Origin of the sequence: Chromobacterium sp., from assembly GCF_041912965.1 — a bacterium.
Classification (GTDB): domain Bacteria; phylum Pseudomonadota; class Gammaproteobacteria; order Burkholderiales; family Chromobacteriaceae; genus Chromobacterium; species Chromobacterium aquaticum.
The window spans coordinates 98,683-111,162 of sequence record NZ_JAYSGF010000006.1 but is presented as its reverse complement, the minus strand read 5'-3'; the positions used below and the strand labels follow the sequence as shown (position 1 = coordinate 111,162).

At 66.6% G+C, this 12,480-nt stretch carries 11 protein-coding genes; 7 read left to right on the top strand and 4 right to left on the bottom strand.

All coding sequences use genetic code 11. The features are described 5' to 3' along the window. The first annotated feature begins 55 nt into the window (after positions 1-55). On the top strand, positions 56-958 hold the full coding sequence (gene dapA, locus ACE3QM_RS04995) for a 4-hydroxy-tetrahydrodipicolinate synthase (protein ID WP_374420672.1): 903 nt from the start codon (positions 56-58) through the stop codon (positions 956-958). A gap of 76 nt (positions 959-1,034) precedes the next feature. Here the strand turns inward: dapA and ACE3QM_RS04990 are convergent, their stop codons facing one another. Next, positions 1,035-1,535 (bottom strand): YajQ family cyclic di-GMP-binding protein, encoded by a 501-nt coding sequence (locus tag ACE3QM_RS04990; protein ID WP_019099884.1) that lies wholly within the window; start codon positions 1,533-1,535, stop codon positions 1,035-1,037. Between the two features lie 55 nt (positions 1,536-1,590). Then, positions 1,591-2,472 (bottom strand): MurR/RpiR family transcriptional regulator, encoded by an 882-nt coding sequence (locus ACE3QM_RS04985; protein ID WP_158274281.1) that lies wholly within the window; start codon positions 2,470-2,472, stop codon positions 1,591-1,593. A 332-nt stretch (positions 2,473-2,804) separates the two neighbouring features. Between ACE3QM_RS04985 and ACE3QM_RS04980 the strand changes: the two genes are divergently transcribed. From ACE3QM_RS04980 to ACE3QM_RS04955, 6 genes are all read left to right on the top strand, one after another. Next, on the top strand, positions 2,805-4,142 hold the full coding sequence (locus tag ACE3QM_RS04980; protein WP_374420668.1) for a glutamine synthetase family protein: 1,338 nt from the start codon (positions 2,805-2,807) through the stop codon (positions 4,140-4,142). After that, entirely contained in the window at positions 4,143-5,528 is a 1,386-nt protein-coding gene (locus ACE3QM_RS04975; RefSeq protein WP_374420666.1) for an aldehyde dehydrogenase family protein, read from the top strand. It begins immediately after the preceding gene. 4 nt (positions 5,529-5,532) lie between these two features. Beyond that, positions 5,533-6,693: an iron-containing alcohol dehydrogenase gene (locus ACE3QM_RS04970; RefSeq protein WP_374420664.1), complete on the top strand. Its 1,161-nt coding sequence runs from the start codon at positions 5,533-5,535 to the stop codon at positions 6,691-6,693. Beyond that, on the top strand, positions 6,693-7,403 hold the full coding sequence (locus ACE3QM_RS04965; RefSeq protein WP_107799420.1) for a gamma-glutamyl-gamma-aminobutyrate hydrolase family protein: 711 nt from the start codon (positions 6,693-6,695) through the stop codon (positions 7,401-7,403). The genes ACE3QM_RS04970 and ACE3QM_RS04965 overlap by 1 nt, the downstream gene beginning before the upstream one ends. 145 nt (positions 7,404-7,548) lie before the next feature. After that, positions 7,549-9,087, top strand: a complete 1,539-nt coding sequence (locus tag ACE3QM_RS04960) for an amino acid permease (protein ID WP_374420661.1) — start codon at positions 7,549-7,551, stop codon at positions 9,085-9,087. A 99-nt stretch (positions 9,088-9,186) separates the two neighbouring features. Then, on the top strand, positions 9,187-9,825 hold the full coding sequence (locus tag ACE3QM_RS04955; protein ID WP_374420659.1) for a LysE family translocator: 639 nt from the start codon (positions 9,187-9,189) through the stop codon (positions 9,823-9,825). A 74-nt stretch (positions 9,826-9,899) separates the two neighbouring features. On the opposite strand, the gene ACE3QM_RS04950 is transcribed toward ACE3QM_RS04955, so the two are convergent. Together ACE3QM_RS04950 and ACE3QM_RS04945 are read right to left on the bottom strand one after the other, a co-directional pair. Continuing rightward, positions 9,900-10,103 (bottom strand): DUF2788 domain-containing protein, encoded by a 204-nt coding sequence (locus ACE3QM_RS04950; RefSeq protein WP_019099892.1) that lies wholly within the window; start codon positions 10,101-10,103, stop codon positions 9,900-9,902. A 109-nt stretch (positions 10,104-10,212) separates the two neighbouring features. Next, entirely contained in the window at positions 10,213-12,411 is a 2,199-nt protein-coding gene (locus tag ACE3QM_RS04945; protein WP_374420657.1) for a TonB-dependent receptor, read from the bottom strand. Positions 12,412-12,480 lie beyond the last annotated feature (69 nt).

Below are 12,480 nucleotides of genomic sequence, written 5' to 3'. Positions count from 1 at the left end.
AGTAGAATCGGCCGCAGCCGCCGCCAAGGCGGCCAAGAAGAACAAAGGAAGCAAAATGACAGAACATTGGGGCAAGGTGCTGACCGCCATGGTCACGCCCTTCGACGAGGCCGGCCGGCTGAATCTGGACGCGGCGCGGCAACTGGCCAGACATCTGGCAGCCAACGGCAGCGACGGCCTGGTGGTGGCGGCCACCACCGGCGAGGCGCCGACGCTGAGCGACGAGGAACGCCGCGATCTGGTGCGCGCGGTCAGCGAGGCGGTCACCATCCCGGTGCTGGCCGGCACCGGCAGCAGCCACACCGAACACGCGATCGCGCTGACGCGCGAGGCCGCCGGCCTGGGCGCCGCCGGCGTCTTCGTGGTCGGCCCCTATTACAACCGCCCGCCGCAAGCCGGCATCGAAGCCCATTTCCGCGCGGTGGCCGCGGCCACCCGCCTGCCGCTGATGGTCTACGACGTGCCGGGCCGCACCGGCCGCCGCATCGCCGCCGATGTGCTGCTGCGGCTGTTCCGCGAGGTGGACAATATCGTCGCCTTCAAGGACGCCACCGGCGACCCGGCCGCGGCGGCCGCGCTGCTGGCCGCCGCCGGCGAGCACTTCTCGCTCTATTCCGGCGACGACGCGCTGACCCTGCCCTTGCTGGCGGTGGGCGCGGTGGGCGTGGTCGGCACCTCCACCCACTGGACCGGGCCGGAGTTCGCCCGCATGATCGCCGCCTTCGAACAGGGCGACGTGGCGCAGGCGCGGCGCGTCAACGCCGGCCTGCAGGAGTCCTTCGCCTTCTCCAACACTGACGCCTCGGTGTTTTCGATGTCGGTGAAAGCCATGCTGCGGGTGCAGGGTCTGCCGGTGGGCCAATGCCGGCTGCCGCTGCCGCCCACCGGCGCCGCCGAGGAGCAGCAGGCGCGGCTGGTATGGGAGCGGCTGCAGCTACGCCGCGCCGCAGCCTGTTAAAGCGGAGCAGTCATGAAAAAAGGAGCCTGTCGGCTCCTTTTTTCATTTCGCGCGTGTTCATGTCGCGCGGCGGCGTTCAATCGCGGAAGTTGTTGAACTGCAGCGGGAAGCCGTTTTCCTTGTCGTCGGCGATTTCCTTGCGCATCAACGCGATGCATTCCTGCAGCACGTCGCGCTTGGCGCCGGACACGCGCACCGCCTCGCCCTGGATGCTGGCCTGCACCTTGAGCTTGGCGTCCTTGATCAGCTTGACGATTTTCTTGGCCAGGTCGGATTCCAGCCCTTCCTTCACCGTCAGCACTTTCTTCACCTTGTTGCCGCTGACTTTTTCCAGCTTGCCGTACTCCATGCAACGCACGTCCACGCCGCGCTTGGACAGCTTGTTCACCAGAATGTCGTTGACCTGGTCCAGTTGAAACTCGGCGTCGGCGTACAAGGTCAGTTCCTTGTCCCCGGTTTCGATGCGGGCGTCGCTGCCCTTGAAGTCGTAACGGGTGGACACCTCTTTATTGGCCTGCTCCACGGCGTTGCGCACTTCCACCTTGTTCACTTCGGACACGATATCGAAAGACGGCATGAAATATTCCTAATAATGCTTGATGCCGACATTTTAGAGGCTGGCTCCGCCCTTGTCACTCGGCCGCCCGTTGGTTGCCCTCGCCGCCTTCGCCCAAACGCGCCCGCATCGCCTCCACCTCCTTGAGCCGGCCGCTGATGCGGTCCCAGTGCCGCGCGTTCAAGGCGGCGATCACCGCGTCCACCAGCATCATCAGCGGCGTGTTGCTGTCCCAGCCGGCCGGACCGGCGGTGTGCGCCGCCAAGGTGTAGCGCGCCACGCGCGCCACCGGCGACAGCCACTGGTCAGTGAACAGCAGCACGCTGGCCTTGCGTTGCGCCGCCATTTCCGCGATGCGCAGCGCGTCGTCCCAGTAGCGGCGGATGTCGAAGATCACCAGCACATCCGGCCGGCCCATGTCCACCAGCGAATCCGCCCAGCTTGCCGGCACCCCGCGCAAATGCACCACGTCCGGCCGCACCACTTTCAGATGGTGGCAAAGATAGGCCGCCAGCGGATCGGTCAACCGCCCGCCCAGCAGCCAGATCCGGTGCTTGCGCTCGCCCAGCAGGTCCACCGCGCCGTCGAACTCGGCGCGCGGCACCTGGGCCGCGGTCTGGCGCATCAGCTCGGCGATACGCTCGGCGTGGCTGGCCAGAAAATCGTGATCGCCCTGCAACTGCCCCGGATCATGGCGCATCAGCGGCGATTGCAAACGCAATTCCAGCTCTGCGCGCAGCGCGGACTGGAAAGCGGCGTAATTGTCGAAACCCAGCTTGCCGATCAAGCGCAGCACCGTCGGGCCGCTGACGTCGGCGCGCTGCGCCCATTGCGCGATGGTTTCCAGGCCGGCCACCGGATAGTTGGCCAGCAGCGCCCGTCCCACCTTGCGTTCGGTGGGGGTCAGCGCTTCGAACAGCGCGCGGACTTGCTCCGCTATCGAGCGGCTTTGGCTCATTCTGTTGCCCCTTTGGCGATGCACGACTGCCCTCGTGCCGCGCAGCATAACAGCGCCGGTGTAAAAACGGCATTGTGTCATTGCGCCCACACCGCCGCCCTGATTCTAATATTTATTACAAATTTGGCTTGATTCATTTTTTTTTAACGAATAATACTACCCAAACAACATGAAGGCGACAAGAAAGCAGCCCACAAGGCAGCGACAAACCACCGCCAAAACAGACAGTTGCAAGCCAGACGATGAACGCTCTGCCGGTATCGGGGAAGTCAGACCGCGGCAATCAGGGAGAGACAGCGATGGAAGCACGCGACGTAAAGACAATCGCGGATTTGAAGGTTTTGATCGAAGAACGCCGCCTGAGTCAGATCAAGGTGGGCCTGGTGGACATGGACGGGGTGATGTGCGGCAAATACATGTCGCGCGACAAATTCCTGTGCGCGCTGGAAGGCGGCTTCGGCTTCTGCGACGTGGTGTTCGGCTGGGACGTGGGCGACAAGTTGTACGACAACACCCTGCTCACCGGTTGGGGCCGCGGCTACGGCGACGCCGAGGTGAGGCTGATTCCCGAATCCTGCCGCGACCTGCCGCTGGAAGGCGATATGATCTTCGTCCAGGGCGAGGTGGTGGGCCGGCTGGAAAGCCTCTGTCCGCGCGGCCTGCTGCGCCGGGTGCTGGAGCGCGCGCGCGCCATGGGCTTCGACGTGCTGGCCGGCTTCGAATACGAGTTTCTGGCGGTCGATGAAGAACACGAAGCACTGCGGCAGCGGCTGTACCAAGAACCCAAGCCGCTGGGCAGCGGCGCCTTCGGCTACTCCATTCTGCGCAGCTCGGTGAACACCGACTTCTACCGCGCGCTGCTGGACCTGTGCGAGCGGATGCAGATGCCGATCGAAGGCCTGCACGAGGAAACCGGACCCGGCGCGCTGGAAGCCGCGCTGTGCGTGGACAACGCCTTGCGCGCCGCCGACAACGCCGTCTGTTTCAAGACCTTCTCCAAGGTGCTGGCGGAGAAACAGGGCCGCATGCTCTGCTATATGGCCAAGTGGCACCAGGAACAATCCGGCCAGGGCGGCCACATCCATATCTCGCTGCGCCGCCGCGACGGCGGCGACAGCGCCTTCCACCAACCGGGCCGCGAGCACGCGATCAGCGACGCGATGCGCCACTTCATCGGCGGCATCCAGCGGCTGATGCCGGAATTCATGAGCCTGGCCGCGCCCACGGTCAACAGCTTCCGCCGGCTGGTGCCCGGCTATTGGGCGCCCACCAGCTCGCTATGGGGCGTGGACAACCGCACCGTGGCCATCCGCGCGATTCCCGGCAGCGCCAAATCGCAACGCGTCGAATACCGCCTGCCCGGCGCCGACAGCAACCCCTATCTGGCGCTGGCCAGCGGCCTGGCCGCCGGCCTCTACGGCATCGAACACCGGATCGAGCCGGAAGAACCGGTCAGCGCCAACGGCTATCTGCTGGACGCGCCGCCCCATTTGAAACTTCACCGCACCTTGTGGGAGGCCGCTCAGGCGCTGCGCGGCTCCGCCGCCGCCCGCGACTGGTTCGGCGACGACTTCGTCGATCACTTCGCCGCCACCCGCGAATGGGAGGAACGCGAGTTCCAGCGCCATGTCACCGACTGGGAATTGAAACGCTACTTCGAGATCATCTAAATGAGCGAAAACTACTCCGTCATCACCCCGCTGGACGGTTCCAGCCTGCTGCAGCGCGGCTACACCAGCCCGGTCCAGACCCAGGCCGCGCTGGACGCCGCCCGCGCCGCCCAGGCCGGCTGGCGCGCCACGCCGCTGGCCGAACGCAAGGCTTTGATCGGCCGGGCGGTGGACTGGCTGATCGCCCATAAGAGCGACTGCGCCGACGCCATCACCCGCCAGATAGGCCGGCCCATCCGCCAGTCCCCCGGCGAGATCGGCGGCCTGGCCGAGCGCGCGCGCCATATGCTGGACATCGCCGAGGAAGCGCTGGCCGACCTCCACCCCGCGCCCAAGCCCGGCTTCGAACGCTGGCTGCGCCGCGAACCGCTGGGCACGGTGCTGGTGCTGGCGCCGTGGAACTACCCCTTCCTCACCGCCATCAACACCATCGCGCCGGCGCTGGCCGCCGGCAACTGCGTGCTGCTCAAGCATTCCTCGCAAACCCCGCTGATCGCCGATCTGTTCCGCCAGGCCTGCGCCGCCACCGGCCTGCCCATCGGCGTGTTCCAGACCCTGGAGCTGGACCATGCCGCCACCTTGAAACTGACGGCCGCACCGGAGATCGACTTCGTCGCCTTCACCGGCTCGGTGAGCGGCGGCCGCGCGGTGCAAAGGGCGGCCGCCGAGCGCTTCATCGGCGTCGGCCTGGAACTGGGCGGCAAGGACCCGGCCTATGTGCGCGCCGACGCCGACCTGCCGGCGGCGATAGAAAACCTGGTGGACGGCGCCTTCTTCAATTCCGGCCAGTCCTGCTGCGGCATCGAACGCATCTATGTGCAGCGCGGACGCTACCGCGACTTCGTCGACGGCTTCGTCGAGCTGACCCGGACCTATCGCTTCGGCCATCCGCTGGACCCGGACACCAATCTGGGACCCATGGTGCGCGCCGGCGCCGCCGACTTCGTGCGCGGCCAGATCCAGGCGGCGCTGGCCGCCGGCGCGCGCGCGCTGATTCCGGCCGGCCATTTCGCCGCCGACGCGCCGGGCAGCGCCTATCTGGCGCCGCAGGTGCTGGTGGACGTGGACCACGCCATGAGCGTGATGCGCGAGGAGAGCTTCGGCCCGGTGATCGGCATCATGGCCGTGGACTCCGACGAGGAGGCGCTGCGGCTGATGAACGACAGCGCCTACGGCCTGACCGCATCGATCTGGACCGCGGACCGCGACGCCGCCGTCCGCCTGGGCCAGCAACTGGAGACCGGCACCGTGTTCATGAACCGCTGCGACTACCTGGACCCAGCACTGGCCTGGACCGGGGTCAAGGACACCGGCCGCGGCGTGTCCTTGTCCGTGTTGGGCTATCAGCAGCTGACCCGGGTCAAATCCTTCCATCTCAAGGGGTAAGCCGATGCAACTGCAAGGCAACTGGAATTATCCGACCAGCATCCGCTTCGGCGCCGGCCGCGCCGTGGAGCTGCCGGCGCTGTGCCGCGAACTGGGCATGCGCCGCCCGCTGCTGGTCACCGACCCCGGCCTGGCCCGGCTGCCGATGCTGGCCCGGCTGCGGAGCTTGCTGAGCGACGCCGGTCTGGAGACGGCCTTGTTCAGCGATATGCGCCCCAATCCGGTGGGCCGCGACATCGACGCCGGGGTCGCCGCCTTCCGCGACGGCCGCCACGACGGGGTGGTCGCCGTCGGCGGCGGCAGCGCGCTGGACGTGGGCAAGGCCATCGCTTTGATGTCCGGACAAAAACGCCCGCTGTGGGACTTCGAGGACGTGGGCGACAACTGGCTGCGCGTGGATCCCGCCGGCGTCGCGCCCACGCTGGCTGTGCCCACCACCGCCGGCACCGGTTCCGAGGTGGGCCGAGCGTCCTTGATCATCGACGAAGCCGCGCACCGCAAGGTCATCATCTTCCATCCGTCCATGCTGCCCAAGCTGGTGCTGGCGGATCCGGAACTGACCGTCGGCCTGCCGCCGGCGCTGACCGCCGCCACCGGTGTCGACGCGCTGGTGCACAATCTGGAAGCCTTCTGCTCCCCGTTCTACCACCCCATCGCCCAGGGCGTGGCGCTGGAAGGCATGCGGCTGGCGCACGACTGGCTGCCGGCGGCCCACGCCGACGGCGGCAATCTGGAGGCCCGCGCCCAGATGCTGTCCTGTTCCATCATGGGCGCCACCGCCTTCCAGAAAGGCCTGGGCGGCGTGCACGCGCTGGCGCATCCCATCGGCGCGGTGTTCGACACCCACCACGGCCTGGCCAACGCCGTGCTGCTGCCCTATGTGCTGGTGCGCAACCGGCCGGCGATAGCCGAACGGCTGAGCGCCGCCGCCCGCTACCTGGGCCTGGCCGACGCCAGCTTCGACGGTTTCCTCACTTGGGTGCTGCAATTGCGCGCCGGCCTGGGCATTCCGCACACCCTGGCGGAGATCGGCATCGGCGCGGACGCCGCCACCGACATCGGCCGCATGGCCAAGGCCGACCCCAGCGACGGCGGCAACCCCTTGCCCCTGTCCGCCGACGACTACCGCGCGATCTTCCTCGCCGCGCAGCAAGGCAGGCTGTGATGAGGCGCCCGCTGATCGGCCTGACCACCTACCCGGCCACGCCCGAGCACGGCTACCACACGCCTCTGGAATACGTGGCGGCGGTGGTGCGCGCCGGCGGCGCGCCGGTGCAATTGCCGGCGCTGGGCCCGGAGATGGTGGACGGCTGGCTGGACAAGCTGGACGGCGTGGTGCTGATCGGCGGCGGCGACATCGATCCGGCCCGCTTCGACCGCGACGGCCACCCGACCATTTACAACCTCAGCCCGGAGCGCGACGCCACCGAAATCGCGCTGGCGCGCGCGCTGCTGCAACGCAAGCTGCCGACGCTGGCGATCTGCCGCGGCCTGCAAATCCTCAACACCGTGCTGGGCGGCAGCCTGCACCTGCACCTGCCGGACGTGGTGGGCGAGGCCGTGCCCCATCGCGCGCCGCCGCGCGTGCCGACGCCGCACCCGGTGCGCGTCGCCGCCGATTCCTGCCTGGCGGGCCTGATCGGCACCGAGGTCCTCACCCAGTCCTGGCACCACCAGGCGATAGACCGCCCCGGCCACGGCGTGGTGCCGGTGGCCTGGGCGCCGGACGGCGTGATAGAGGCGATAGAAATCGCCGATTTTCCCCAGTTGATCGCGGTGCAATGGCACCCCGAGCTCTCCGCCGAGCGCGACAGCGGCCAGCAAAGGCTGTTCGACGCGCTGGTCACCATGAGCGGAACGCCGCCGCCCGGCTGAGCGCCGCCGCGCCTCGCTTCTGAAATAGACACGAAGCCCGGATCACCGGGCCAGGGCCCGGCCGGCCTCCGCCGCCGTTCGGGCGCCGGCGCGCACGCGCGCCCAGGCGGAAAACCACAGACATGCACAATGAGAGAGGAACATCATGGAACCAGTTCGGCATGAGTCCGCGCCCGTCGGCGAGGACGAGAAACTGTTGCACAGCATGGGTTACGCTCAGGAGTTGTCCCGACGCATGAGCGGCTTTTCCAACTTCGCCATCTCCTTTTCCATCATCTGCGTGCTGGCCGGCGGCATCACCGCCTTCCCGGCCGGACTCAGCGCCGGCGGCGGCGCGGCCATCGGCATAGGCTGGCCGCTGGGCGCGCTCTTCGCCGCCATCGTCGCCGCGGCCATGGCCCAGATCGCCTCCGCCTACCCCACCGCCGGCGGGCTTTACCACTGGGCGTCCATCCTGGGCGGCAAGGGCCTGGGCTGGACCACCGCCTGGATCAATCTGCTGGGACTGATCTTCGTCACCGCCGCGGTCAATTTCGGCGTTTACGATCCCTTCTTCAAAACCCTGGTCGCGCCGCTGCTTGGCCTGAATCCGGAACAGCTGGGCTGGGGCCAGCAGACCTTGTTCCTCGCCGTGGTGGCGCTGAGCCAGGCCTGGCTCAACCATCTGGGCATCAAGCTCACCACCCGGCTGACCGATCTGTCCGGCTATCTGATCTTCGTCGTCACCCTGGCCCTGGTGGTGTCGCTGCTGATCTACGCGCCAGGGCCGCTGGATTTCTCCCGCTTGTGGACCTTCCACAACTATAGCGGCGCCGACGGCGGCGCCTGGCCGCGGATGGACAACACGGTGATGGTGTTCCTGGCCGGCCTGCTGCTCACCGTCTATACCCTGACCGGCTACGACGCTTCCGCCCACACCTCGGAGGAAACCCGCGAAGCGGCGCGCAATGTGCCCAAGGGCATCTTGCGCTCGGTGCTGTGGTCCGGCGTGTTCGGCTATCTGATGATCTGCGCCTTCGTGCTGGTGCTGCCGGACCTGGGCGCCGGGGTCAAGGCCGGCATGGGCTTTTTCGATCTGCTGCTGAGCGCGCTGCCGCCGGCCTTGAAGGCGGCGCTGGGCATAGGCATCTTTCTGGTCAACTATCTGTGCGGCCTGGCTTGCCTGACCTCCACCTCGCGCATGATGTACGCCTTCGCCCGCGACGGCGGCCTGCCGGCCTCGCGCTGGCTGCGCCAGGTGCATCCGCAACACCGCACCCCGGGCCCGGCGATCTGGGTCAGCGCCGCGCTCGCCATCGCCGCCACCTTGTACGGCGACGCCTTCCTGGTGCTGTCCACCGGCGCCGCGGTGTTCCTGTACATCTCCTACATCCTGCCGTCCGCCGCCGGCCTGTTCGCCGAGGGCCGCAGCTGGACCCACAAGGGGCCGTTCGATCTGGGCCGGGCGTCCAAGCCCATCGCCGCGCTGGCCACCCTGGGCGGCGCGGTGCTGGTCTTCGTCGGCATCCAGCCGCCGAATGAGAAGGTCTTGTACCTGACCGTCGCGCTGCTGCTGGTGCTGGCCTTGTTCTGGTTCGCGCTGGGCGTGCGCAAGCAATTCAAGGGACCGCCCACCGGCCAGCGCATTCAGGGCCATCAAGCGCATATCCGCGAAATCGAAAGCGCGCTGGACGAGGCCGGCTGAACGCGCAGTCCAAGGGAGACCGGCGCGGCCGGACAAAGCGCTTGTCTCCCGGCGGCAAATGCGGAATCATCCGGACACGAACCACCGCTAGAGAAGCCCATGCTCGTCACCCCGGAACAATTGCTCGCCTTCACCGCCGCCGCGATGCTGATCACCCTGTCGCCCGGCCCGGACAATCTGATGGTGCTGAGCCAGGGCATCGCCCGCGGCCGCCGCCAGGGCATGGCCTTCGGCCTGGGCTGCGCCTTGGGCTGCCTGAACCACACGGTGCTGGCCGCGCTCGGCGTCAGCGCGCTGATCGCCGCCTCCCCGCTGGCCTTCACGCTGCTGAAATTCGCCGGCGGCGGCTATCTGATCTATCTGGGCTGGCAGGCGCTGCGCAGCCCCGGCGCCAGCTTCCAGGCCGGCGCCGCCGGGCGGGACGCCGCGCCGCTGGCCGTCACCTTCCGCAAAGGCCTGATCGCCAATGCGATCAACCCCAAGGTGGTGCTGTTCTTCCTCGCCTTCCTGCCGCAATTCGTCAATCCGGCCCAGGGTCCGGCCGGGCTGCAGATCGCCGTGCTCGGCCTGGTTTTCACGCTGCAAGGCGCGCTGATTTTCGGCTGCCTCGGCTATTTCTCCGGCACCATCGGCCAATGGCTGTCCAAGAGCCGCCGCGCCAGCCAGTGGCTGGACCGCATCGCCGGCAGCGTGTTCATCGCGCTGGGCTTGAAGCTGATACTGGACCGCGGTCACTAGCGGCTAGCGAGTTTTCCAGGGCCATAAAAAAGCCGGCAAGCAAGCTTGCCGGCTGTTCGCGCTATCGCGGGTCTTCACTTCTGGATCAGGAACTCCACCAGCACATTCTTGAACAGGAAGCCGGACACGCCGAAGCCCAGCACCAGGAACAGGATGAACATGCCCATCTTGCCGGCCTGAGCCTTCTTGCCCAGGTCCCAGATGATGAAGCCCATGAAAATGATCAGGCCGCCCAGGCACACGATCATGGAAATATTGGTGAATTGTTCTTCCGACACTTGTTGTCCTTTGAGTCCACAGCCAATCACGAGCCGGCGGGGTCTTTGAGCCTCAGCCCCACCTGGCCGTAATAAGATACTCGCCATCGCCCTCCGGCTCAATGCCTCCTCAGAACTTGTACACGGCGGACAAGACCGCGGAGCGGCCGTCGCCGTACTCGATCAAGGAAGTCTGGGCGCCGCCCCCCGCCTGTTGGCGCACGCGCTCGACATAGGCCTTGTCGCCCAGATTCTCCAGATTGAGCTGGAAACTCAGCCGGCGGTTCAGCTTATATCCCAGCATCGCGCTGTGCACCCAATAAGCATCCAGGCTGCCGCCTCCGGCGGAAGTGACCTTGCGCTCGCCAATATAGCGCGCGCCGTAGGCTAGACTCCAACCGGCGGGCAGCGCATACGTCGTCCATAGATTGAAGGCATGGCGCGGCGTATTGGCGAGCGCCTCGCCGGCCTGCCCGCTGGCCGCATCGGCCTGCAGCGTCTTGCCGTCCAGGTAGGCGTAGTTGGCGAACAAGCCCCAATTCCCGGTCAGCTTGCCGCTGGCGCCCAGTTCCAGCCCGCGCACCCGCTGCTTGCGCGTCATCGCATAGCTATTGTCGGCCAGCCGCTCGCGCGCATTGTCCTTGTCCACTTGGAACAACGCTCCGGTCAGCGCCAGTCCGCCATCCAGCACCTCCCATTTGCTACCCAGCTCCACCGTCTGGTTTTTTTCCGGCTCGAGATTGGCGGTCGCCCGGTCCAGGCCGCTGCCATTGGCAGCCAGAAACTCAGCCGAAGGATTGAAGGACGTACCGTAAGAGAGATAAACCCGGCCTGCTTCCGCCGGCTTGAACACCAGCCCTGCCCGGCCACTGAGCTTGCGGTCGGAACTGCTCGCCTCGCTCGCCGCGCCGGCGGCCGAAACCGTGTTGACCTTGCCGTCCATCCAGTCATAACGCAAACCCAGGCCGAGATCCCAGCGCGGGCTCAGCTCGATATGATCCAGCGCGTACAAGGCCTTGACCTCCAAACTAGCGTCCAAGCGGTCGGTGGACTCGCGCCGAACCGGGCCGCTCCAATAACCGGGAGGATTGCTCAACGGATAACCATCGGCCGGGAACAGCGCGCTCAGCGCATAGCCATAGCCTTGGCGATCATATGTCTCGCGGGAGATCTCCACGCCGGACACCAGCGTGTGCCGCCAGCTGCCGCTGGCGAAACGCGTGGTGATATTGGTCTGGTTGATCCACATCGTATTGTTGGTTTCCCGGCCGTAGCCCTGAGGCCCAGCCGGCAAATAGCGGTCTGGCGGCAGCTTGCCGCCCACGCTGACGCGAGCGCCGGAGAACACCGTATCGCGCTCCAAGCGGGCATGACGCATCAGGTTCTGCAGCTCGACCTCGTTGGCGAAACGATGTTCCAGTTTCACGGTCACGGCATCCGCCGTGGCTTGGTCCTTGTCCAGATTGCGCCAGCCGTAATAAGCGTTGCGCGATACCCCGGCCAAGCGCTTGCCGTTGAGCGCGGGCACGCCGTTGTCCGGCAACTTGTCGTCGTATTGGTGCAGATAGCTGAGCGTCAGCTTGGTGGGTCCATCAATGCCCAAGCTCAACGACGGCGCGACGCCCCAACGTTTGGCATCGATGAAATCCCGGCCCGGCACATCGTTCCGGTGCGCCATCAGGTTCAGACGCAGGGCGGCGGCCTCGCTCAGCCGCTGATTGCTGTCCATGGTGAGCCGACGGTACTGATCAGTTCCCAGGCCCGCGCTCAGTTCCGTGAAAGCATCCGGCTTGGGCTGCTTGCTGACCATATTGATGCTGCCGCCGGTGGTGCCGGCGCCGCCGAACACTGAGTTAGGCCCCTTGATTACCTCAACCGCTTCCAGATTGAACAAATCGGAGCGATAGCTTTGCGCGCTGTCGCGCAAACCGTCCAGCTGCATATTGGCATTGGCGCTGAAGCCACGGATATTGATGCTATCGCCCGAACCGGCGCCGCCCTCCCCGGCGTTGAAGGTGATGCCGGGCACATTCGACAAAGCCTGGCGCAGGCTTTGCGCGTTCTGCTCCTGCAACAGGCGCTGTGGCAGCACGGTAATGGTCTGCGGCACATCCAGCAGCGGCACCGGAATCTTGGCGGAACCGGAACGATCGACCTTGGGCCCTGCGTCTGGCGCGGCCGTTACCGTGACCGTGCCCAGCGTGAGCGGCGATGCCGCGGAACGCTCGGCTTCCGCCCAGGCTGGCGCGGCGAAGGATGTCGCCATGGCCAGGGCGGAATACAGGCTGGGCGGACGCAGATGGGCGCGGGAAACAATGCTAAGCTTCATGACGGGCTCCATATGAGAATGAGAATTATTATTTTTCACATAGAGTAAGGACCCGTCCGAGTCCCAACA

What these genes read in the sequence shown, in the direction of transcription:
- ACE3QM_RS04945 (WP_374420657.1), bottom strand. Translation starts at nt 12,411, where the DNA reads ATGAAGCTTAGCATTGTTTCCCGCGCCCATCTGCGTCCGCCCAGCCTG.
- ACE3QM_RS04960 (WP_374420661.1), top strand. Translation starts at nt 7,549, where the DNA reads ATGGAACCAGTTCGGCATGAGTCCGCGCCCGTCGGCGAGGACGAGAAA.
- ACE3QM_RS04975 (WP_374420666.1), top strand. Translation starts at nt 4,143, where the DNA reads ATGAGCGAAAACTACTCCGTCATCACCCCGCTGGACGGTTCCAGCCTG.
- ACE3QM_RS04985 (WP_158274281.1), bottom strand. Translation starts at nt 2,472, where the DNA reads ATGAGCCAAAGCCGCTCGATAGCGGAGCAAGTCCGCGCGCTGTTCGAA.
- ACE3QM_RS04990 (WP_019099884.1), bottom strand. Translation starts at nt 1,535, where the DNA reads ATGCCGTCTTTCGATATCGTGTCCGAAGTGAACAAGGTGGAAGTGCGC.
- ACE3QM_RS04970 (WP_374420664.1), top strand. Translation starts at nt 5,533, where the DNA reads ATGCAACTGCAAGGCAACTGGAATTATCCGACCAGCATCCGCTTCGGC.
- ACE3QM_RS04955 (WP_374420659.1), top strand. Translation starts at nt 9,187, where the DNA reads ATGCTCGTCACCCCGGAACAATTGCTCGCCTTCACCGCCGCCGCGATG.
- ACE3QM_RS04965 (WP_107799420.1), top strand. Translation starts at nt 6,693, where the DNA reads ATGAGGCGCCCGCTGATCGGCCTGACCACCTACCCGGCCACGCCCGAG.
- dapA (WP_374420672.1), top strand. Translation starts at nt 56, where the DNA reads ATGACAGAACATTGGGGCAAGGTGCTGACCGCCATGGTCACGCCCTTC.